Source organism: Cupriavidus oxalaticus (assembly GCF_016894385.1).
GTDB lineage: Bacteria > Pseudomonadota > Gammaproteobacteria > Burkholderiales > Burkholderiaceae > Cupriavidus > Cupriavidus oxalaticus.
In genome coordinates, this window is record NZ_CP069812.1 from 3,622,718 (window position 1) to 3,643,534 (window position 20,817).

Annotated in this window: 17 protein-coding genes; 13 read left to right on the forward strand and 4 right to left on the reverse strand. The window is 68.7% G+C overall.

Going from position 1 to position 20,817, the window contains the following annotated elements:
* The first annotated feature begins 132 nt into the window (after window positions 1-132).
* Genes gspL through gspF form a run of 6 tightly spaced genes read left to right on the forward strand, consistent with a single transcriptional unit; the run spans window position 133 to window position 8,324 of the window.
* Window positions 133-1,602 carry a type II secretion system protein GspL gene (gspL, locus tag JTE92_RS29215; RefSeq protein ID WP_063240949.1) on the forward strand — a complete coding sequence of 490 codons (1,470 nt, stop codon included), beginning with the start codon at window positions 133-135 and terminating at the stop codon, window positions 1,600-1,602.
* A gap of 19 nt (window positions 1,603-1,621) precedes the next feature.
* On the forward strand, window positions 1,622-2,230 hold the full coding sequence (locus JTE92_RS29220; RefSeq protein ID WP_063240948.1) for a type II secretion system protein M: 609 nt from the start codon (window positions 1,622-1,624) through the stop codon (window positions 2,228-2,230).
* Window positions 2,230-3,054, forward strand: coding sequence for a type II secretion system protein N (gspN, locus tag JTE92_RS29225; protein ID WP_063240947.1), 825 nt, complete (start codon window positions 2,230-2,232; stop codon window positions 3,052-3,054). Before JTE92_RS29220 ends, gspN begins: the two co-directional genes overlap by 1 nt.
* 34 nt (window positions 3,055-3,088) lie before the next feature.
* Window positions 3,089-5,551 (forward strand): type II secretion system secretin GspD, encoded by a 2,463-nt coding sequence (gspD, locus tag JTE92_RS29230; RefSeq protein ID WP_063240946.1) that lies wholly within the window; start codon window positions 3,089-3,091, stop codon window positions 5,549-5,551.
* Between the two features lie 8 nt (window positions 5,552-5,559).
* The gene (gene gspE / locus JTE92_RS29235) at window positions 5,560-7,089 is read left to right on the forward strand and encodes a type II secretion system ATPase GspE (RefSeq protein WP_063240945.1); all 1,530 of its coding nucleotides are present in this window, start codon (window positions 5,560-5,562) and stop codon (window positions 7,087-7,089) included.
* 17 nt (window positions 7,090-7,106) lie between these two features.
* On the forward strand, window positions 7,107-8,324 hold the full coding sequence (gene gspF, locus JTE92_RS29240) for a type II secretion system inner membrane protein GspF (RefSeq protein WP_063240944.1): 1,218 nt from the start codon (window positions 7,107-7,109) through the stop codon (window positions 8,322-8,324).
* Between the two features lie 93 nt (window positions 8,325-8,417).
* Here gspF and JTE92_RS29245 read toward each other — a convergent pair whose 3' ends face one another.
* A complete protein-coding gene (locus JTE92_RS29245) occupies window positions 8,418-9,713 on the reverse strand; it encodes an NYN domain-containing protein (protein WP_063240975.1) in 1,296 nt (431 codons plus the stop codon).
* Window positions 9,714-10,052: 339 nt separating this feature from the next.
* On the opposite strand from JTE92_RS29245, the gene JTE92_RS29250 reads away from it, so the two are divergent.
* Window positions 10,053-13,646, forward strand: a complete 3,594-nt coding sequence (locus tag JTE92_RS29250) for an indolepyruvate ferredoxin oxidoreductase family protein (protein ID WP_063240943.1) — start codon at window positions 10,053-10,055, stop codon at window positions 13,644-13,646.
* Window positions 13,647-13,720: 74 nt separating this feature from the next.
* Here the strand turns inward: JTE92_RS29250 and JTE92_RS29255 are convergent, their stop codons facing one another.
* Window positions 13,721-14,332 carry an HD domain-containing protein gene (locus JTE92_RS29255; RefSeq protein ID WP_063240942.1) on the reverse strand — a complete coding sequence of 204 codons (612 nt, stop codon included), beginning with the start codon at window positions 14,330-14,332 and terminating at the stop codon, window positions 13,721-13,723.
* A 173-nt stretch (window positions 14,333-14,505) separates the two neighbouring features.
* Between JTE92_RS29255 and JTE92_RS29260 the strand changes: the two genes are divergently transcribed.
* The 3 genes from JTE92_RS29260 (at window position 14,506) to JTE92_RS29270 (ending at window position 16,671) form a co-directional block, all read left to right on the forward strand.
* A complete protein-coding gene (locus JTE92_RS29260) occupies window positions 14,506-14,856 on the forward strand; it encodes a GFA family protein (RefSeq protein ID WP_063240941.1) in 351 nt (116 codons plus the stop codon).
* Window positions 14,857-14,864: 8 nt separating this feature from the next.
* Entirely contained in the window at window positions 14,865-15,278 is a 414-nt protein-coding gene (locus JTE92_RS29265) for a VOC family protein (RefSeq protein ID WP_063240940.1), read from the forward strand.
* 109 nt (window positions 15,279-15,387) lie between these two features.
* Window positions 15,388-16,671, forward strand: a complete 1,284-nt coding sequence (locus JTE92_RS29270) for an MFS transporter (protein ID WP_063240939.1) — start codon at window positions 15,388-15,390, stop codon at window positions 16,669-16,671.
* Window positions 16,672-16,698: 27 nt separating this feature from the next.
* On the opposite strand, the gene JTE92_RS29275 is transcribed toward JTE92_RS29270, so the two are convergent.
* Window positions 16,699-17,583 (reverse strand): DODA-type extradiol aromatic ring-opening family dioxygenase, encoded by an 885-nt coding sequence (locus JTE92_RS29275; RefSeq protein WP_063240938.1) that lies wholly within the window; start codon window positions 17,581-17,583, stop codon window positions 16,699-16,701.
* A 225-nt stretch (window positions 17,584-17,808) separates the two neighbouring features.
* Here JTE92_RS29275 and JTE92_RS29280 point away from each other — a divergent pair, with 225 nt between their 5' ends.
* Together JTE92_RS29280 and JTE92_RS29285 are read left to right on the forward strand one after the other, a co-directional pair.
* Window positions 17,809-18,207 (forward strand): hypothetical protein, encoded by a 399-nt coding sequence (locus JTE92_RS29280; RefSeq protein ID WP_232353199.1) that lies wholly within the window; start codon window positions 17,809-17,811, stop codon window positions 18,205-18,207.
* Between the two features lie 168 nt (window positions 18,208-18,375).
* Entirely contained in the window at window positions 18,376-19,377 is a 1,002-nt protein-coding gene (locus JTE92_RS29285) for a hypothetical protein (RefSeq protein ID WP_232353200.1), read from the forward strand.
* Window positions 19,378-19,387: 10 nt separating this feature from the next.
* On the opposite strand, the gene JTE92_RS29290 is transcribed toward JTE92_RS29285, so the two are convergent.
* Complete coding sequence (locus JTE92_RS29290; RefSeq protein ID WP_063240937.1) at window positions 19,388-19,744, reverse strand: hypothetical protein; 357 nt, start codon at window positions 19,742-19,744, stop codon at window positions 19,388-19,390.
* Between the two features lie 139 nt (window positions 19,745-19,883).
* On the opposite strand from JTE92_RS29290, the gene JTE92_RS29295 reads away from it, so the two are divergent.
* On the forward strand, window positions 19,884-20,510 hold the full coding sequence (locus JTE92_RS29295) for a DNA-3-methyladenine glycosylase I (RefSeq protein WP_063240936.1): 627 nt from the start codon (window positions 19,884-19,886) through the stop codon (window positions 20,508-20,510).
* Window positions 20,511-20,817 lie beyond the last annotated feature (307 nt).

Sequence of the window (20,817 nt, forward strand, 5' to 3'; positions counted from 1 at the left end):
ACGCGGTTTAGTCACACAGGCAAGGTATGCTGCGACGCTGGCGCGAGCGAGGCGCCACGCGGCAATGCGCCTTCCCGGGTTTTTTCCTCCATGTCCCGCCATTGACGCCACTGACGCCACGTTAAGGAAAACTTGAGCACCACCCTGTATGTCCGCCTGCCGCTCCGGCCGCACGATCAGCCGCAACCCTGGCAGTTCGGCGTCCTGCCGTTCGCGCTTGTGCGCACCGACGCCGCGCGGCGCGGACCCGGCAGCACGGCCCCTGAAGTGTTGCGCGAAGGCCACGCCCGCATCGCCGACCTGCCCGCTGCCGAACGCCTGGTGCTGATCCTGGCGGCCAGCGACGTGCTGCTGACCACGGCCGCCGTGCCGCCGCTGCCGCCGGCGCGTTTGAAACAGGCGCTGCCCAACCTGATCGAAGACGCGCTCGCCAGCGACGCCCAGCCCTGCCATATCGGCGTGGGGCCTGTGCTCGACGGCAGCGCCGCGATTCGCGGCCCGCGCCGGCGACTGCTGATGGTGGCCGACCGAGCCTGGCTGCGGGCCGTGCTCGATGCCTTTGCCGAACACCGCCATCGCCGCCGCCATGTGCTGCCGGCGCAGTTGTGCGTGCCGTTGGCAGCGGCAGGGGCACCCATAACCGAGGCACCCATAACCGAGGCACCCATAACCGAGGCGCCCGGAGCCGAGCCCACGCTGCGCCCGACGGAGGAAGCCGTACCGGACGAGCCCGCCACGCTGGTGGTCGAGTCCGCCGCCAGCGCCCTGGCCGACGGCGGCGGACTGCTCGACAGCGCCACCGAGCCAGCCGCCGCGCTGGCCAGCCAGTGGCAACTGACCGTGCGCACCGGCGCACACGCCGGCTACGGCTTGGTGCTGGGCGGCGACGCGCTCGCTGCCTGGCAGGCGCTGGCGCCCGACGGCACCTGGTATGCCGACGCCGCAGCCGCCGCAGCGGCACCGATTCCCGCACTGCGCGGCGCCGCGCGCGCCGGCTGGCCGCTGTGGATCGAAGGCGCGCAGGCGTGCCTGCGCGAGCCGGCACTGGACCTGGCGCAGTTCGAGTTCGCGCAGGGCCGCGCCGACCGCTGGAACCTGGCGGCATGGCGGGTGCCGCTGGCGCTGCTGGCCGGCATCGTGCTGGTGCAGGTGCTGGGCATGAACATCCACTGGCTGCTGCTGCGCAACGAGCAGCAGCGCGTGGAAGCTGCGCAGCAGCAGGCCTTGCGCAGCGCCTTCCCGCAGACCCAGGCCATCCTGGACGCGCCGCTGCAGATGCGCCGGCAGGTCGAGCAGTTGCGCATCGCCAGCGGCCGCAGCACGCCGGAAGACTTCCTGCCGCTGGCCGACCGCTTTGCCCAGGCCGCGCGCCGGCTGCCGCCCGATGCGCTGCAGGCGCTGGAATACCGCGGCCGCATGCTGGTCGTGACGCTCAAGCCAGGCACGGACATTGCCGGTCTGCGCAATGCCGCGCGCCAGGCCGGCCTGCAGATGGAAGAAGACAAGACCGGTGGTGCGGCAGGCGCAGCGGCAGGTGGCGCGACGGGCAGCGCCACGCCGGTGACGCCGGGCTCGCGCTGGACCGTCAGGCCGGGCCTGTGAGCGCGGCAGCACGATACGCATGGATGCCATGAAAGACTCCGCCCGAAAGCAGACGCCAGGCCAGGCCCGCGCCGCCGGTCCCACCGCACTGCGCGCCCGCCTGGCGCGGCTGCGCCCGAGCGTGCCGCAGGCCTGGCAGGAACGCTTCAACGCGTTCTGGTCGGCGCGCAACCCGCGCGAGCAGGCCATCCTGGCCGGCGGCGGCGCGGTGCTGGTGCTGGTGATCGGCTACACGCTGCTGTGGGAGCCGGCCGCCGAAGGCCGCCAGCGCGTGGCGCGCGGCCTGCCGCAGATGCGCGCCGACCTGGCCGAAATGGCAACGCTGGCGCAGGAAGCGCGCGGCCTCAAGGCCACGCCGGCACCGGCGCTGCGCGGCGACGCGCTGACGCAGGCGCTGCAGGACAGCCTGGGCCAGCACGGCCTGAAGGCGGCCCGGCTCGCCGCCGGCGCCGACAACAATGTCCAGGTGCAGCTCGACAAGGTGCCCTTCGGCGCATTCAGCAGCTGGCTGCAGGACGTGCGCCAGCAGCAGCGCATGAAAGTGATCGACGCCCGCATCGTCTATGTCGGCGCCACGGCGCTGGTCAATGTCAGCGCGACCCTGCAGGGTCCGGGCGGCCGCAGCTGATGGTACGGCTGGAAACGCTGCGGCTGCCGCGCCGCAAGCTGCGCCAGCCGGGTGCGTGGCGGCGCCTGCGCTGGCTCGCGCTGGGACTGGCCAGCGCCGCGGTAACGGTGGTGGCGATGCTGCCGGCCGCGTGGATCGCCGAGCGCGTGGCCACGCAGACGCAGGGACGGGTCCTGCTGGCCGATGCCAGCGGCTCGCTGTGGCGCGGCAGCGCCACGCTGGCGCTGTCGGCCGGCGCCGGCAGCCAGACGGCCACGGTGCTGCCGGGCCGGCTGCAATGGACGCTGGCGTTCTGGCCGCTGCTAGCCGGCACCGCGCGCGCGGTGGTGACGCACACCGAAGCCATGGCCGCGCCGGTGGCGATCACCGCGACGCCGGGCGGCTGGACCGTGCAGTCCGGGGCGATGCGGCTGCCGGCATCGCTGCTGGAGGGCATCGGCGCACCGTTCAATACGCTGCGCCCGGATGGCCTGATGCGTGCGGACTGGTCGACGCTGCAAGGCAGCTTTTCCGGCCAGAAAGGTGACGGAAGTGGCATGCGCGGCCATGTCACGCTGCGCATCGAGCAGGTGTCGTCCGCGGTCAGCCGGCTGCGCCCGCTCGGCAGTTACCGTGCCGAGATCGACTGGAGCGGCGCCGGCGGCGGCAAGCTGCAACTGAGTACTATCGCCGGGCCGCTGCACCTGGAGGGCAGCGGCACACTTGGCCGGCAGGCGCGCTTCGAAGGCACCGCGCATGCCGAGCCCGATGCGCAAACGCAACTGACCAGCCTGCTGAGCCTGCTGGGACGACGAGACAACAACGTGACAAGGCTGCGCTTCTGATGCCAGGCAGCGCCAGGAGCGTACGGAAATGACTATGACAACCCATGCCACCCGACCTGTTTTCCAGACCGCCTGCGCCCGCGCCGTGGCCCTGCTGTGCGGGCTCTCGCTGCTGGCGCCCGCGCCGCTGTGGGCCCAGCCGGGCGCACGCGCCACGGGCACGCCGCCGGCACCGCCCGACGTCACGCCGGCCAACCGCGACCAGGTGGTGCTCAACTTCGTCAATGCCGACCTGGACTCGGTAATCAAGGCGGTCGGACAGGCCACCGGCAAGAACTTCGTGATCGACCCGCGCGTGAAGGGCACGGTGAACCTGGTCACCGAGCAGCCGGTATCGCGCGCGCAGGCGCTGCAGACGCTGGGCTCGGTGCTGCGCATGCAGGGCTACGCGATGGTCGAGAGCAACGGCTTCACCAAGGTCGTGCCCGAGGCCGACGCCAAGCTGCAGGGCTCGCCCACGGTGATCGGCGCGACGCCGAGCCGCGGCGACCAGGTGGTGACGCAGGTGTTCCGGCTCAACTACGAGTCGGCCAACAACCTGGTGCCGGTGCTGCGGCCGATGATCGCGCCCAACAACACCATCACCGCCTACCCGGCCAACAATACGCTGGTCATCACCGACTACGCCGACAACCTGCGCCGGCTGGCGCGCATCATCGCCGCGATCGACGCGCCCGCTTCGGGCGAGGTCGAACTGGTGCCGCTGCGCCATGCGCTGGCCAGCGACACCGCGCAAGTGCTGCAGAAGCTGCTCGACCCCGCCGCCGCGGGTGCGGGCGGTGGCGCGGCGCCAGGCGCCGATGCCACGCTGCGCACGTCCGTCGTGGCCGAGCCGCGCAGCAACGCGCTGATGATCCGCGCCTCCAGCCGCGCGCGGCTGCAGCAGGCACGCCAGCTGATCGAGAAGCTCGACCAGCCCTACGCCCGCCCCGGCAATATCTGGGTGGTGCCGCTGAAGAATGCCGATGCGGTCAAGCTGGCCGCCACGCTGCGCGCCATCGTCGCGGCCGACAGCAGCTTTGCCTCTTCGACCCAGCCCGGCACCGGCGGCGCCGGTGCCCCGGGCGGCATCGCCGGCGCGGGCGGCATGACCAATGTCTCGACACCGGCCGGCGGCCAGTTCACCGGCGGCACCACCGGCACGCAGACCGGCATGCGCGGCGGCACCAGCGGCATGGGCGGCGGCGGTGCTTATGGCAACTCGGCCTTCGCCGCATCGTTCGGCACCAGCACGCAGCCGACCACCGGCGGCATCATCCAGGCCGACCCGTCGACCAACTCGCTGATCATCACCGCCAGCGAGCCGGTCTACCGCAACCTGCGCGGGGTGATCGACGACCTCGACGCGCGCCGCGCGCAGGTCTATATCGAATCGATGATCGTTGAGGTCACCGCCACGCAGGCGAGCGAACTCGGCATCCAGTGGCAGGGGCTGATCAGTTCGTCGAGCGGCAACAACAACGTCTTTGCCGGCACCAATTTCGGCACCGGCGGCCAGAACATCCTGAACCTGACCCTGGCCGGCGCACTGTACAACAGCAACCAGGCCGCCGGCATCGTTGCGGCGCAGCAGCTGGTGCCGGACGTGGGCGGCCTGAACCTGGGCATCGTCAACCGGGCGATGGGGCTGGGCGCGCTGCTGCGCGCGCTCGGCACCAACGGCAGCGTCAACCTGCTGTCCACGCCGAACCTGATCACGCTGGAGAACGAGGAAGCCAAGATCCTGATCGGCCAGAACATCCCGATCACCACCGGCTCGTATGCGCAGACCGGCGGCGCGGCCTCGGTGACGCCGTTCCAGACCTTCGACCGCAAGGACGTCGGCATCACGCTGCGGGTGAAGCCGCAGATCACCGACGGCGGGCTGGTCAAGATGCAGATATTCCAGGAGTCGTCGTCGGTGGTGCCGGGCACGCTGTCACAGGTGCAGGGCCCGACCACCAATGTGCGCTCGATCGAGACCAACGTGCTGGTCGACGATGGCCAGATCATCGTGCTCGGCGGCCTGATCGAGGATTCGTACGGCGACGGCGTGCAGAAGGTGCCGCTGCTGGGCGACATCCCGCTGATCGGCGGCCTGTTCCGCTACGAGAACAAGAACCGCTCCAAGACCAACCTGCTGGTATTCCTGCGCCCGTATGTGATGCGCACGGCGGGTGCCGCCGACCGCCTGACGGCGGACCGCTACGACTATATGCGCGCGCAGCAGCAGGGCTTTGTATCGCCTAACATCATGGTGCGCGACACCAACACGCCGCTGCTGCCGCCTGCGGATGCGCCGGCCACGCCGTTCGTCGATCCGCGCGCCAACGGCCCGGTGGCGGCGCCGCTGCCTATCCCGCAAACGCTGCCGCAGACGCTACCGCAAACGCTGCCGCAAAATCCGCAGCAGCCCGGCGTGCCGGCACAGCCGCAGCCGGTGCCGCCGCCCGCGGCGGTGCAGCAGCCGCTGAGCCAGCGCGGCGAAGCCGCCACGGCGGGCGCTGTCCAGAACTGAGGCCTGCCATGGCGAGCGAAGTCCAGACCCCTCCCCTCGATACGCTCGAACCGCCCTCGCCGATGGCGGCGCGGCTGGTTTCGTACGGCTTTGCGCGCGAAGCGCCGCTGCTGATCGCGCACCAGCGCCCCGACGGACTGGAGGTATGGGTCAGCCGCGCCACCTCCCCGACCGCGCTGGCGGAAATCGCCCGGGTGCACGGCGCGCTGCGGCTGCGCGTGCTGGAGCCGGAGGCGCTCGAGCGCGCCATGTCCGACGCCTATAACCGCCAGGACGGCAGCGCCGCGCAGGTGGTGGGTGAAGTCGAGGGCGAGGTCGACCTGTCGCGCCTGATGCAGGACATTCCTGCCGTGGAAGACCTGCTCGAGTCCGAGGACGACGCGCCGATCATCCGCATGATCAATGCGCTGCTGACGCAGGCCGCGCGCGAAGGTGCATCGGATATCCACATCGAGCCGTTCGAGTCGTCGTCGGTGGTGCGCTTCCGCGTGGACGGCACGCTGCGCGACGTGGTGCGGCCCAAGAAGGCGCTGCACGGCGCGCTGATCTCGCGCATCAAGATCATGGCGCAGCTCGACATCGCCGAGAAACGCCTGCCGCAGGACGGCCGCATCACGCTGCGCGTGGGCGGGCGGCCCGTGGATGTGCGCGTGTCGACGCTGCCCACCGGCCACGGCGAACGCGCGGTGCTGCGCCTGCTCGACAAGGAAGCCGGCCGGCTCGACCTGGCGAAGCTGGGCATGTCGCCCGACACGCTGCGCGGCTTCGACCACCTGATCCGGCAGCCGCACGGCATCGTGCTGGTGACGGGGCCGACCGGCTCGGGCAAGACCACCACGCTGTATGCCGCGCTGTCGCGGCTGGATGCGCGCACCACCAACATCATGACGGTGGAAGACCCGGTCGAGTACGACCTCGACGGCATCGGCCAGACCCAGGTCAACCCGCGCATCGACATGACCTTTGGCAAGGCCCTGCGCGCGATCCTGCGCCAGGACCCGGACGTGGTGATGATCGGCGAGATCCGCGACCTGGAAACCGCGCAGATCGCGGTGCAGGCCTCGCTGACCGGCCACCTGGTGCTGGCGACGCTGCACACCAACGATTCGGCCTCGGCGGTGACGCGGCTGGTCGACATGGGGATCGAGCCGTTCCTGCTGTCGTCGTCGCTGCTGGGCGTGCTGGCGCAGCGGCTGGTACGGCGCCTGTGCCCGCACTGCAAGCGCGAGGAAGTGATCGAGGTCACCGCCGTCGATGCCGAAGCGCTGCACGCGCAGGGCAAGCCGCTGCAGCATGTGTGGCATCCGGTCGGCTGCGACAAGTGCGGACAGTCGGGCTATCAGGGCCGCATGGGGGTCTACGAGCTGCTGACCGTCGGCGACGAGATCCGCACCATGATCCACCGGCAGGCGCCGGAATCGGACATCAAGCAGGTGGCGCTGGCACACGGCATGCACACCATGCGCGGCGACGCACAGCGCTGGATCGACAGCGGCGCGACCTCGCTTGAGGAAGTGCTGCGCGTGACGCGCGACTAGGGCGGAGCAGACACCGGATGCCAGCCTTCCGCTACGAAGCCGCCGACGCCGCCGGCAAGACCGACCGCGGCGTCATCGAGGCCGACAGCGCGCGCCAGGCGCGCTCGCAACTGCGCGCGCGCGGGCTGACGCCGCTGACCGTCGATGCGCTGGCCGGGGCCGGGCTGGCGCCGCGCAGCGGCAGCCAGCTGTTCGCGCGCAAGCTGTCGACGCAGGAGCAGGCGTTGTTCACGCGCCAGCTCGCCAGCCTGATCGTGGCCGGCCTGCCGCTGGACGAAGCGCTCGGCGCGCTGGCCGACCAGGCCGAACGACCGTACGTGCATGAACTGCTGGCCGGCATCCGAGCCGAGGTGATGGGCGGCAGCTCGCTGTCGGTGGCGCTGGCGCAGCATCCGCGCGACTTTCCGGACATCTACCGCGCGCTGGTTTCGGCTGGCGAGCATTCGGGCCATCTCGGGCTGGTGCTGGAGCGGCTGGCGGGCTATATCGAGTCGCGCAATACGCTGACATCGAAGATCCGGCTTGCCTTCACCTATCCGGCTATCGTCACGGTGGTCGCGTTCGCGATCGTGATCTTCCTGCTGTCATACGTGGTGCCGCAGGTGGTAAGCGTGTTTGCGAACACCAAGCAGAAGCTGCCGACGCTCACCATCATCATGCTGTGGCTGTCGGATTTCGTGCGCAACTGGTGGTGGGCGGCACTGGCGTTCATCGCCGTGGTTGCCCTGGCGGTCCGCAGCCTGCTGAAGCAGCCGGCGGTGCGGCTGGAATGGCACCGGTGGCTGCTGACCGCGCCGCTGTTCGGCAAGCTGATTCGCGGTTACAACACCGCACGCTTTGCCGGCACGCTGGCGATCCTGGTGTCGGCGGGCGTGCCGATCCTGCGCAGCCTGCAGGCGGCCGGCGAGACGCTGACCAACGAGGCATTGCGTGCCAACGTGGAAGATGCCAATACGCGCGTGCGTGAAGGCGCATCGCTGGCGCGCGCGCTGGCGGCGCAGAACCAGTTTCCGCCGGTGCTGGTGCATTTGATCCGCTCGGGCGAGGCGACCGGCAACCTGCCGGTGATGCTGGACCGGGCCGCGCAAGGCGAGGCGCAGGAGCTGGAACGGCGCACGCTGTTCCTGACCAGCTTGCTGGAGCCGCTGCTGATCCTGACGATGGGGGTGGTGGTGCTGTTGATCGTGCTGGCGGTGTTGATGCCGATCATCGAGATCAATCAGCTGGTGCGTTAGGTGGGATATAGCAGTGGCGTCTGTTTGCCTGACGCCGCTCGCACAGGCTCCCCTCCCCCGCGTGCGGGAGAGGGAGCAAACCGCCGCGCTCAGTTACTCCGCGGCTGGTGCAGTCTTCTTGCTAGGCCGCTTGCGCGGCTTCCGTGCCGGTGCCGGTGCAGCTGCCGCTTCGGCCACCGCCTCGGCTACCACTTCGGCTACCACTTCGGCGACTCCTTCCTGTTCCGCCGCCACTTCCGGCCCCGCCCCCACCGTCGCCGTCAACACCGTCGCTCCCGGCGCCGCAAACACCGACTGGTCGATCGGCCACGGCGTCTCGCTCAACGTTACTTCCGGACGGCGCGCTGGGCGTTTGCGGCTGCGGGACTTGGGTTCCGCATCGGGCTTGGGATCGGGATCGGGCTGGGGCGCGGCTTCGAGCGGTGGCACCGGTTCGGGCTCGGGCTGCACGACGTCCGCAGCAACGAACGGGGGCGCGTCGTCGGCCAGGAATGCCGGCTGGACAGCCGCCGGTTCGGGGGCCGGCTCGGGGCTTTCCACCGGCGCCGGGATGGGATTGCGGCGCGCCGCTTCGGGCTGAGGTGCGGGTTGCTGCTGCGACGGCCGCTGTTGCTGCTCGCCGCCGCCCTTGCCGCGCTTCTTCAGCCGGATCCAGATGGTCTTGTTGTTGCCGCCGTTGCGCGTTTCCACCTCGAACAGCCCGGTCGCCGCCACCAGCTCCGAGAGCTTGCCGTAGCCATAGTTGCGCGAGTCGAATTCCGGCGCCTGCTTGGCGATGTGGTTGCCCATGCTGCCCAGCGTCAGCCAGCCGTCCTCATCGGACACGGCCTGCGCCGCGCTCTGCAGCAGGCGCACCAGGCGCGAATCCTGGCGCAGTTCGCCGGTGCTGCGCTTGCGCGTGGGCGCGGCCGCTTCGTCCGCGCCTTCGGTGTCGGCCTCGGCACGCAGCACGTCGGAGTAGATGAACTTGTCGCAGGCGGTGACGAAGGGCTTGGGTGTCTTGCGCTCGCCGAAGCCATAGACGATCAGCCCCTGCTCGCGGATGCGCGAGGCCAGCCGGGTGAAGTCGCTGTCGCTGGAAACGATGCAGAAGCCGTCGAAGCGCCCGGTGTACAGCAGGTCCATGGCGTCGATGATCATGGCGCTGTCGGTGGCGTTCTTGCCGACGGTGTAGCGGAACTGCTGGATCGGCTGGATCGAATGCGACAGCAGCCGCTCCTTCCAGCCGGCCAGGTTGGGCCGGGTCCAGTCGCCGTAGATGCGCTTGACGGCGGCGACGCCGTACTTGGCGACTTCGGCCAGCAGGCCTTCGACGATGGCGGGCGCCGCGTTGTCGGCGTCGATCAGCACGGCCAGGGTCGCGGTGCCCTGGCGGGGGGAATTGGTCATGTTCGGGTATTCGCTGGTTTGCCCGTGCATGAGACGGGCAATCGAAAATCAGGTTGCACCAGGCTGGCGCGGCAGATGTGGTGCATCGAAGACTGCGGGGCGGCAGCGCCGGCGTTCTCGATGCAACGCAGTGTACACGCGAACCCCTGTCCATACGGGAAATCACGGTTGCCGCGGGCATGTTTCGTGCTGCGCTGCAAGGTACCGCCGACCGCACGGCGGTGCTACCATGCCGCGCAGAGACACAGCCGCCCAACGCCTCCACAAGAGGCCGCGAGGCGATTGCCCACAACTGTAGGTGTCGGTGATCCCGACAAGACGCCCCATAGAGGAGCACCTATGAATGCCCCACTGACCACCCCGGTCAGCGACGCCATCCGCAGCGCGCTCGCTAATGTTTCCCTCGACGACAAATACACGCTGGAGCGTGGCCGCATCTACATCAGCGGCACGCAGGCGCTGGTACGCCTGCCCATGCTGCAGCAGGAGCGCGATCGCGCCGCCGGGCTGAACACCGCCGGCTTTATCTCCGGCTACCGCGGGTCGCCGCTGGGCGCGCTGGACCAGTCGCTATGGAAGGCCAAAAAGCACCTTGCCGCGCACAGCATCGTGTTCCAGGCCGGGCTGAACGAGGACCTCGCCGCGACCTCGGTGTGGGGCTCGCAGCAGGTCAACATGTACCCCGACGCCAAATTCGATGGCGTATTCGGCATGTGGTACGGCAAGGGGCCGGGCGTGGACCGCACCGGCGACGTGTTCAAGCACGCCAACTCGGCCGGGTCGTCGAAGCACGGCGGCGTGCTGGTGCTGGCCGGTGACGACCACTCGGCCAAGTCGTCGACGCTGGCGCACCAGTCCGAGCACATCTTCAAGGCCTGCGGGCTGCCGGTGCTGTATCCGTCGAACGTGCAGGAGTACCTGGACTACGGCCTGCACGGCTGGGCCATGAGCCGCTATTCCGGCCTGTGGGTGGCGATGAAGTGCGTGACCGATGTGGTGGAATCGTCGGCCTCGGTGGAACTGGACCCGCACCGCGTGCAGATCGCGCTGCCGGAGGATTTCATCATGCCCCCGGGCGGCCTGAATATCCGCTGGCCCGATCCGCCGCTGGAACAGGAAGCGCGCCTGCTCGACTACAAGTGGTACGCGGGCCTGGCTTATGTGCGCGCCAACAAGCTGGACCGCATCGAAATCGATTCGCCGCACGCGCGCTTCGGCATCATGACCGGCGGCAAGGCCTACCTGGATACGCGCCAGGCGCTGGCCGACCTGGGCCTGGATGACGCCACCTGCGCGCAGATCGGCATCCGCCTGTACAAGGTCGGCTGCGTGTGGCCGCTGGAAGCGCATGGCGCGCGGGCGTTTGCCGAGGGCCTGCAGGAAATCCTGGTGGTCGAAGAAAAGCGCCAGATCATGGAGTACGCGCTCAAGGAAGAGCTGTACAACTGGCGCGACGACGTGCGCCCCAAGGTCTACGGCAAGTTCGACGAAAAGGACAACGCCGGCGGCGAATGGTCGATCCCGCAGAGCAACTGGCTGCTGCCGGCGCATTATGAGCTGTCGCCGTCGATCATCGCCAAGGCCATCGCCACGCGGCTGGACAAGTTCGAGCTGCCGATGGACGTGCGTGCGCGCATCACCGCGCGCCTGGCCATCATCGAGGCCAAGGAAAAGGCGTTGGCTACCCCGCGCGTGACCGCGGAACGCAAGCCGTGGTTCTGCTCGGGCTGCCCGCACAACACCTCGACCAACGTGCCGGAGGGCTCGCGCGCGCTGGCAGGCATCGGCTGCCACTACATGACGGTGTGGATGGACCGCAATACCAGCACCTTCAGCCAGATGGGCGGCGAGGGCGTGGCGTGGATCGGCCAGGCGCCGTTCGCGGGCGACAAGCATGTGTTCGCCAACCTGGGCGATGGCACGTACTTCCACTCCGGGCTGCTGGCGATCCGCGCTTCCATTTCAGCGGGCGTCAACATCACCTACAAGATCCTGTACAACGACGCGGTGGCGATGACCGGTGGCCAGCCGGTGGACGGCCAGCTGTCGGTGCAGGACATCGCCTGGCAGGTGCACAGCGAGGGCGCGAAGAAGATCGTCATCGTCACCGACCAGCCGGAGAAGTACAACGCGGCGATCAAGCTGCCCCAGGGCATCGACATCCATCACCGCGACCGGCTCGACAGCGTGCAGCGCGAGCTGCGCGACGTGCCGGGCTGCACCATCCTGATCTACGACCAGACCTGCGCCACCGAAAAGCGCCGCCGCCGCAAGCGCGGCACGATGGAAGACCCGGCGCGCCGCGTCTTCATCAATGACGCGGTGTGCGAAGGCTGCGGCGATTGCTCGGTCAAGTCGAACTGTTTGTCGGTGGAGCCGCTGGAGACGGATTTCGGCACCAAGCGCCAGATCAACCAGTCGTCGTGCAACAAGGACTTCTCGTGCCTGAACGGCTTCTGCCCGAGCTTTGTCTCGGCCGAGGGCGCACAGGTGCGCAAGCCCGAGCAGCACGGCGTGTCGATGGACAGCCTGCCCGCACTGCCTGCGCCGGAGCTGCCGGCGATTCGCCGCGCGTACGGCATCCTGGTGACCGGCGTGGGCGGCACGGGCGTGGTGACGATCGGCGGTCTGCTGGGCATGGCGGCGCACCTGGAAAACAAGGGCGTGACCGTGCTCGACATGGCGGGCCTGGCGCAGAAAGGCGGCGCGGTGCTGTCGCACGTGCAGCTGGCCGCGCGCCCCGATGACCTGCACGCAACACGCATCGCGATGGGAGAAGCCGACCTGGTGATCGGCTGCGATGCCATCGTATCGGCCACCGATGAAGTCATCTCCAAGACCCAGGCGGGCCGCACGCGCGCCGTGGTCAATACCGCGCAGACGCCCACCGCCGAGTTCATCAAGAACCCGAAGTGGCAGTTCCCGGGCGTATCGGCCGAACAGGACGTGCGCAACGCCGTCGGCGAGAAGTGCGACTTCATCAACGCCAGCGGCCTGGCCGTGGCGCTGCTGGGCGATGCCATCTACACCAACCCGCTGGTGCTGGGTTACGCCTGGCAAAAGGGCTGGATCCCGCTGACGCTGCAGGCACTTGAGCGCGCCATCGAACTCAACGGCGTGGCCGTCGAGAAGAACAAGGCCGCGTTCGACTGGGGCCGCCACATGGCGCACGACCCGGAGCACGTGCTGTCGCTGACCGGCAAGCTGCAGACCACCGCCGAAGGCGCGGAAGTGGTCAAGCTGCCAAGCTCGACCGGCGCGATGCTGGAGAAGCTGATCGCCCGCCGCATGGAACATCTGACGGCCTACCAGGACGCCGCCTACGCGCGCACCTACCGCGAAGCGGTCGAGCGCGTGCGCACGGCCGAAAGCGCGCTGGCAGGCAGCGGCAAGCCGCTGCCGCTGACCGAGGCCGCGGCGCGCAACCTGGCCAAGCTGATGGCGTACAAAGACGAGTACGAGGTGGCGCGGCTCTACACCGATCCCGTCTTCCTCGACAAGCTGCGCGCGCAGTTCGAAGGCGAACCGGGCAAGGACTACCAGCTCAATTTCTGGCTGGCGCCGCCGACCACGGCCAAGCGCGACGACAAGGGGCACCTGGTCAAGCGCAGGTTCGGTCCGTCGACAATGACGCTGTTCCGCGTGCTGGCGAAGATGAAGGGCCTGCGCGGCGGCATGTTCGATGTCTTCGGCAAGACCGAGGAGCGCCGCACCGAGCGCGCGCTGATCGGCGAATACCGTGCCTTGCTGGATGAACTGGTGGCGGGCCTGAATGCCGCCAACCACGACACCGCCGTGGCGCTGGCCAACCTGCCGGACGATATCCGGGGATTCGGGCACGTGAAGGAAAACAACCTGAAAGCGGTGCGTGGGCGCTGGACGAAACTGCTGGAGCAATTCAGGCATCCGGAGACGGCGCAGCGTGCGGCGTAGGGCAAGAGCCTTTAAATCTCCCCGCTGTTCCTCCCCTCTCCCCGTGAGGGAAGCGGGGAACACAATCGATCCGCCTACGGCCGCGCCAGTTCCTTCTCCCCCGGCTTCACATACATCGAATGCTTCGGCTGCGACAAGACCCGCCGCACCATCGGCTCGAAGAACGACAACGGCAGCGTGTCGTAGTCCGTCATGAACGCCGCCGCATCGTACTTGCGGCAGAACTCGGCCGTGCGTTCGAACAACTCCGGCTGGCTGCGGTACTGCTCGCGCAGGTTCCGGTCGAGGCCGAGGTGATGGAAGAAGTAATAGCCCTGGAACACGCCATGCTTTTCCACCATCCACAGGTTCTCGGCGCTGACGAACGGCTTCAGGATCGCGGCCGCGATATCGGGATGGTTGAAGCTGCCGAGCGTATCGCCGATATCGTGCAGCAGCGCGCAGACCACGTATTCCTCGTCCTGCCCGTCCCGGTGCGCGAGGGTCGCGGTCTGCAGCGAATGCGTGAGGCGGTCCACCGGGAAGCCTCCGCAATCGCCGTCGAGCAGCCGCAGGTGCGCCAGCACGCGGTCCGGCAGCGCCCGCGCATACGGCATGAACTCGGCGGAAATGGCCGCCCAGTCCTCGCGGGTGCCGTGCTCCATATGGCTGAAGCTCGCGCGCGCAGGCGCGTGGGTGTCGCTCATGCTGGTCTCCTTTTGTGGGAGGGTGCGCGAGGGCCGCACATCCGCTCGTCATGTTGTGCTGGCATTGTGGCACCCGCAGCGGCGCTACACTGTCAAAAAGCTAACAATGTGCCGGCATATTGCGGCGCACCACCGGTTCACCGCGGCAACAGACCGACGCTCAAGGAGACGACATGACTTTCAACGGAAGCTGCCACTGCGGCAACATTGCCTTCGAAGTCGAGGCCGACAGCATTCCCAGCGTGATCCGCTGCAATTGCTCGATCTGCCGCCGGCGCGGCCACCTGCTGTGGTTCGTGCCGCGCGCGACGTTCAAGCTGGAAACGCCGGAGAGCAATGCATCGACGTACCGCTTCAACACCATGAAGATTGCGCACCGCTTCTGCCCGGTGTGCGGCTGCGGCCCGTACGCCGATGGCCAGGACAAGGATGGCAAGCCGATGGCGGCGGTGAACGTGCGCTGCCTGGACGATGTCGACCTGGACAGCCTGAAGGTCATCGATTACGACGGCCTGCACCACTGACGCCCGCCATGTTCCGCATCCTCGATCTCGACCACCTGGTGCTGCGCACCGCCAATGTGGACGCGCTGCGGCGTTTCTACGTCGACGTGCTGGGCTGCAGCATCGAGCGCGAGCAGCCCGACTTCGGCCTCACGCAGTTGCGCGCGGGCAGCGCGCTGATCGACCTGGTCTCGCTGGACGGCCCGCTGGGCAGCGCCGGCGGCGCGGGACCGGGCGCGGAAGGGCGCAACCTGGACCATTTCTGCCTGCGCATCGAGCCGTTCGACGAGCCCGCGCTGCGCGCCTGGCTGTCCCGGCAAGGCGTGCAGGCCAGCGAAGTCGCGCAGCGCTTCGGCGCCGAAGGCAAAGGCCCGTCGCTCTACGTCAGCGACCCGGACGGCAACGTGGTCGAACTGAAGGGTCCGCCGGTGACCGCACAGTAAAGGCGCGCACCGTTACCGCAGCGTGGGCAGCGCGCGCGCAGGATCGCTACAATTTGCCACTGGCCCCGCGCGCCGCCAGCCATGGCGACTCCCCCCGCCGGGGCCCGCCATGACAACACTAGAAGCCAGCTCCGGTCCGGACGCTGCCAGTACCGCCAGTTCTCCCTCCGGCTCCAGCCCCGCGCAGCCGGCCACGCCGCCACGCCGGCTGGTCTGGATCCTTGGCCTGACCGAGACCATCTCCTGGGGTACGCTGTTTTTCGCCTTCACCGTGTTCATCGAGCCGATGATCCGCAGTACGGGCTGGTCCAGGCCGTTCCTGGCGGGCGGCTATTCGCTGGGGCTGCTGGTGTGGGCGACGTGCTCGTTCGCGGTGGGCCGGCTGCTGGACCGCGCACCCGCGCGCAGGGTGATGGGCGCCGGTTCGGTGCTGGCCGGCCTGGGGCTGCTGCTATGGGCGTGGTCGCCCTCCCCCTCGGTATTCCTGCTGATGTGGGTGCCGATCGGGCTGGCCATGGCTACCACGCTGTACGAGCCCGCCTTCGTGGTGCTGCGCCAGGCCTATGGCGACCAGTACCAGAAGCCAATCATGGTGGTCACGCTGATGGCCGGCTTCGCCAGCACGATCTTCGTGCCGCTGGCGCAATGGCTGGTGCTGCATGTCGGCTGGCGGCCCACGCTGGTTGGCTTCGCGCTGCTGAACCTGCTGGTCTGCGCGCCGCTGCACGCACGCATGCGCTATGCCATGCATCCCACCTACACCGGCACGCCGACGGCCGGCGCCGACGCGGGCAGCGCCGGCATCGCGCGCGCCGCGCTGCGCCAGCCGGTGTTCTGGGCCGTGGTGCTGGCCTTCACCGCGACCGCGGTGGTGGCCTCGCTGCTGGGCGCGCACCTGATTCCGATGCTGACCGAGAAAGGCCTGCCGGTGTCGCAGCAGCTGGCGGTGGCAGCGCTGATCGGCCCGGCGCAGGTAGTGGGCCGCATGCTGATGATGCGCGCGGCGGTGCGCCACCCGGTGCGGCTGTCGCTGCCGGTCTACGTGCTGATGAGCACTGGGCTGCTGTGCTTCGCGCTCGGCCACGGCGCCTGGCTGATGGTGGCCGCCGTGCTCTACGGCTGCGCCAACGGCGTCAACACCATGCTGCGCGCGATGGCCATGCCCGAACTGATCTCGCCCCACCACTACGCCACGCTGAACGGCCTGATGATGACGCCGGTGCTGCTGATGCAGGCCGCCGCGCCGTGGCTGGGCGCGCTGCTGTGGCGGGCCGCGGGCGGCTACTGGCTGATGCTGTGGGTAATGCTGGCGCTGGCCCTGGCCGCACTGCTGGCGTTCGGCTACGCGCTGCACCGGCGCGGGCTGCTGCGCCTGGCGGGTGCCGCGCCGTAGCGCTGCCGAGCCGCGGCGGAAAACAACTCAGGCGGCCGCGCGCAGCGGCGTGCCGGTGCCTATTCCCTCGAACACGAAGCTGTCCATCGCCAGCACGCCGTAGGTGACCTCATCCGCCACGCGGGCCACGCGGGCTGCCGGCGTACCCGCGCCTGCGGTCCGCGGCCCCAGCGCTGCGCCCAGCGCCACGTAGAACGGCAGCAGATGCTCATCGGTCGGGTGCGCGCGGCGGGCGTACGGGGCCTGCGCACGGTAGTCGGCAATGCACCGGGTGTCGCCGGTGGCCAGCGCCTCGTCCAGCGCGTCGCGCATCCAGCCCCGAAAGGCCTCGACATAGGGCTCGGGCTGCGGCCCGTGCTGGTCGCGGCGGCTGCCACTGCCGAACACCTCCTGCAGGTTGTGCGTGAAACTGCCCGAGGCCAGCACCAGCACGCCTTCCTCTCGCAGCGGCGCCAGGGCGCGGCCGATCTCGATCTGGATGGCAGGCGACAGGTAGGGATTCAGCGCGAGCTGCACCACCGGTACGTCGGCGTTCGGGAAGAAGTGCCGCATCGGCATCCAGGCGCCGTGGTCGAGCGGCCGTTCGTCGTCCTCGCCGACAAACCCCGCGCCGGGAATGGCAGCGGCCTCAACCAGCGCCTTGACGCGCGCGGCCAGCGCCGGCGAGCCCGGGGCATCGTAGCGCAGCGCGTACAACTCGCGCGGAAAGCCGCCGAAGTCGTGCCAGGCTTCCTGGCGCTCGCGGCTGCTCACCGCCAGCGTGCTGTAGATCCAGTGCGCCGACACTGCCAGCACCGCGCGCGGCGGCTGCGCGCGCAGCCGCTCGCCAAGTGCGTCGAAGGCTGCGCCGGTCGGACCGGGGTCGATGGCGAGCATGGGCGAACCGTGCGAGATATACAGGGCGGGAAGCATGGCGTCGGGTCTCATGGATCGGTGTATTTGCCATTGAGTTTGGCAAAGATCGGCTGCCGGCATGCCCCGCTTTTGTGCATCTTTCATGCAAAAAAACTGAACTGGCGCGCGCGACGTGGGCTGGGCCACACACCGCCGCATGGGCACCGGGACGCCACCGGACACCGCGCCCTATGATGCAGCCGAGGGACAAGTGCCGCGCCCGGCAAGCCCCTCCGCCAACGCATGACGCCGCCAGCACACCACGCGTGCCCGGTGGCCGGAGACATCGTGGTACCGAACCTGCTGCGCCGCCCCGGGCGGCGCTTCCCCCTTCCCGCCTGGTGGCAGCCGGGCGTCTACGGCAGCGTGCCGGCGGTCGCGCTGTGGATCGCGGCCAGGCTGCCGGCGCAGTGGCTGTGGTCGCTCGCCGGCCAGCCGGATGCCGCTGAGTGGCTGAACCAGGCCGGCGACACGGTGTTTGTTGCCGGCTGGGCCGGCAGCGCGCTGATGCTGTGGCTGGGCCGCCACCGGCCGGCGCCGGCTGCCAGGTCCGAAGCGGCCGACGAGAGCAATGCGGGCGGTGTGGGCGGTGCAGGCGGTGCGGGCGCACAGCGGACACCTCGCCGTCATCCGGCATCCTGATCCGGGCATTGCCGCTTCCGCGCCCGATTCAACGCCTCGGCAAACCGATCTGAAAACTTTTGCGCATCGTTCCCACGCCTGCCCGCATGGCTAGAATTGCGTCGGACGGCTGCCGCCTCGCGGCGCGCCAGGTGAGCCGTGTAAGCCGTGAGCAAGGGGGGAATACCCATGTCCGTACGCCTGCCGACTGCCCGGCTTCGCGCCAGCCTGCGCCGCGCGGCCCGCTGGCGCGCCGCGGCGGCGGCGCTCGGCTTGCTGGCCACGGGGACCGCGCACGCCCAGGCCGGCAACGGACTGCAGCTGGTCGGTGCCAACGTGCAACGGCACGCCAACGCGGTGCTGTCGCTGATGGCGTATTCGGTGGTGCCCGACCTGACCTCCAGCTCGCTGTCGATCAACAACGCCAGCACCGATGACCCCGGCGTCGTCATGTCGCAGCTCGGCGGCGGCTTCACCATCAGCAAGTCGTTCCCGCTCTACCTGGAAGGCGCGATCGCCTACAGCCGCTACGATCCCACCTTTGTTGCCAGCAACGGCAGCGAATCGCGCTCCATCCCGACCCGGTGGAACACGTTCTCGGGCACCATCGGCATCGGCTGGGATTTCCCCATCACCGCCAACAAGGAGCTGGTGATCCGGCCGATCTTCAATTTTTCGCTGGGCAATGTCTCGAGCGACCTGTCGATCGGCAAGTTCGCGGTGGAGCAGGCCACCGACCGCCAGATCGACTTCCTCGATGGCGGCAGCCTGAACGCGTACGGTCTGGGCGGCGCGCTGATGCTGGACTGGGAGCACTACCGCGAGAACTACGAAGTCGACGTCGAGCTGCGCTACACCAGCATCCATTTGCAGAGCTTCGGCGGCTCCTCCAGTGCGGTGACCGGTTCGGCGACGGCGCAGACCGCCAACCTGTGGGCGCGCTGGCGGGCACCGACCGGCCTGCGCGCGCTCGACCGGCCGGTGCGCTATGTGCTGGAGCTGTCGCATTCGCACTATTTCGGCAGCCAGGCAGGCATTCTCGGCTTCAACTACCTGACCACGCTCGGCACCGGGCTGGAGCTGGATACCAGCGCGCATGAAGTGTTCGTGACGCGCATCAGGGCCGTGGTGCGCTATGTATTCGGCAACAACGTGTCCGGGGTGTCGCTCGGGCTGGCGGCCAGCTTTTGAGAATCGGCGCCTACGACTCGTCCTGCCCTTCCCGGAAGATATGGATCACGTGCCGCGCCTCGAAGCACAGCGGCATGCCCGGCGCCATCTCGTCGGTGCAGTACGGCTGGTTATCCAGTTCGCCGGTATAGAGGCTGCCCTCGCGCCCGGTCACGATCACCCACATCCGCTCGACATGGACCTCCTCGCTGCCGTCTTCGTCCGCCACCAGGATGCGGAAGATCAGCTTGACCTGCTGCCCCGGGGCCAGCGCGTCACGTTCCTCGCGGGGCGGGATCCAGAAGGTGTCGGGATGGGCGGCGGCAATGGGTTCGCCGTCATCCAGTTCCCAGCCGTCTTCATCCAGGGTCGTCAATCGCATGTCCATTTTCAGCCTTCCGCAATGTCTCAGGTGCGGGCATGATCGCAGCAAATGCGGCGCGCCGCGAGCCGGTTGAGCAGCCACTTGAGCAGCCACTTGAGCGACCACCGCGCCGGGATCCACCGAAAAGGGAGAAAGGTTACGCATGACAAGCAAGAAGGAAGCGCCGGCAGCGCCGGTGCGCTGCGGCTGGTGCGGCACGCTGGAAGACTATTGCCACTACCACGACCACGAGTGGGGGTTCCCGGTCGCGGATGACCGGCGCCTGTTCGAGAAGCTGTGCCTGGAGGGCTTCCAGTCGGGCCTGAGCTGGCTGACCATCCTGCGCAAGCGCGAGGCCTTCCGCAAGGCCTTCTCCAACTTCGACATCGACAAGGTGGCTCGCTTCGGCGAGCGCGATATCCAGCGCCTGCTCGGCGATGCCGGCATCGTGCGCCACCGCGGCAAGATCGAGGCCGCCATCAACAATGCGCAGCGGGCGCGCGAGCTGCTCGAAACCGAATCGTCGCTGGCGGCCTATTTCTGGCGCTTCGAGCCCGATCCGGCCAGCCGGCCCGAGATGCTGACGCCCGAAGTGCTGCGCACCATGGCGATCTCGCCCGAATCGACGGCGCTGTCCAGGGACCTGAAGAAGCGCGGCTGGCGCTTTGTCGGACCGACCACCATGTACGCGCTGATGCAGGCAATGGGCCTGGTCAACGATCACCAGGAAGGCTGCGCGACGCGGGCGGAGGTGATACGGGCGCGCCGGGCGTTCAAGGTGCCGCGTTAACGCCTGCTGCGATCGATGCAATGGTCCTTGTGATGGTTCTTACATTGTTTACATATGTAAACATAGTAGTAGTAGGTAAACCCATCGCTGGGCCGTGGATAAGTCACCTTTCCCCTTTCGGCTCAAGGACTTGCAGGAAAGATAACCCTGGCTGCAGCGCGCGCGTATACGTGGATAGCCAGCCGCTGGCGTATACGTCCGCGGCGACGGCCCGATGGTTGTTCGTATACGTCCCACAGCGCGCCCCCAGGCGGGGCACAGCTTGTCAGGCAAGTTATCCCCAGGCGCGGGCGCAGATGTCCACAAC

Bases quoted from the DNA above. Each gene is read 5' to 3' on its own strand.
- JTE92_RS29220 (WP_063240948.1), top strand. From the start codon at position 1,622: ATGGATGCCATGAAAGACTCCGCCCGAAAGCAGACGCCAGGCCAGGCC.
- gspN (WP_063240947.1), top strand. From the start codon at position 2,230: ATGGTACGGCTGGAAACGCTGCGGCTGCCGCGCCGCAAGCTGCGCCAG.
- gspD (WP_063240946.1), top strand. From the start codon at position 3,089: ATGACAACCCATGCCACCCGACCTGTTTTCCAGACCGCCTGCGCCCGC.
- gspE (WP_063240945.1), top strand. From the start codon at position 5,560: ATGGCGAGCGAAGTCCAGACCCCTCCCCTCGATACGCTCGAACCGCCC.
- gspF (WP_063240944.1), top strand. From the start codon at position 7,107: ATGCCAGCCTTCCGCTACGAAGCCGCCGACGCCGCCGGCAAGACCGAC.
- JTE92_RS29245 (WP_063240975.1), bottom strand. From the start codon at position 9,713: ATGACCAATTCCCCCCGCCAGGGCACCGCGACCCTGGCCGTGCTGATC.
- JTE92_RS29250 (WP_063240943.1), top strand. From the start codon at position 10,053: ATGAATGCCCCACTGACCACCCCGGTCAGCGACGCCATCCGCAGCGCG.
- JTE92_RS29255 (WP_063240942.1), bottom strand. From the start codon at position 14,332: ATGAGCGACACCCACGCGCCTGCGCGCGCGAGCTTCAGCCATATGGAG.
- JTE92_RS29260 (WP_063240941.1), top strand. From the start codon at position 14,506: ATGACTTTCAACGGAAGCTGCCACTGCGGCAACATTGCCTTCGAAGTC.
- JTE92_RS29265 (WP_063240940.1), top strand. From the start codon at position 14,865: ATGTTCCGCATCCTCGATCTCGACCACCTGGTGCTGCGCACCGCCAAT.
- JTE92_RS29270 (WP_063240939.1), top strand. From the start codon at position 15,388: ATGACAACACTAGAAGCCAGCTCCGGTCCGGACGCTGCCAGTACCGCC.
- JTE92_RS29275 (WP_063240938.1), bottom strand. From the start codon at position 17,583: ATGCTTCCCGCCCTGTATATCTCGCACGGTTCGCCCATGCTCGCCATC.
- JTE92_RS29280 (WP_232353199.1), top strand. From the start codon at position 17,809: ATGACGCCGCCAGCACACCACGCGTGCCCGGTGGCCGGAGACATCGTG.
- JTE92_RS29285 (WP_232353200.1), top strand. From the start codon at position 18,376: ATGTCCGTACGCCTGCCGACTGCCCGGCTTCGCGCCAGCCTGCGCCGC.
- JTE92_RS29290 (WP_063240937.1), bottom strand. From the start codon at position 19,744: ATGGACATGCGATTGACGACCCTGGATGAAGACGGCTGGGAACTGGAT.
- JTE92_RS29295 (WP_063240936.1), top strand. From the start codon at position 19,884: ATGACAAGCAAGAAGGAAGCGCCGGCAGCGCCGGTGCGCTGCGGCTGG.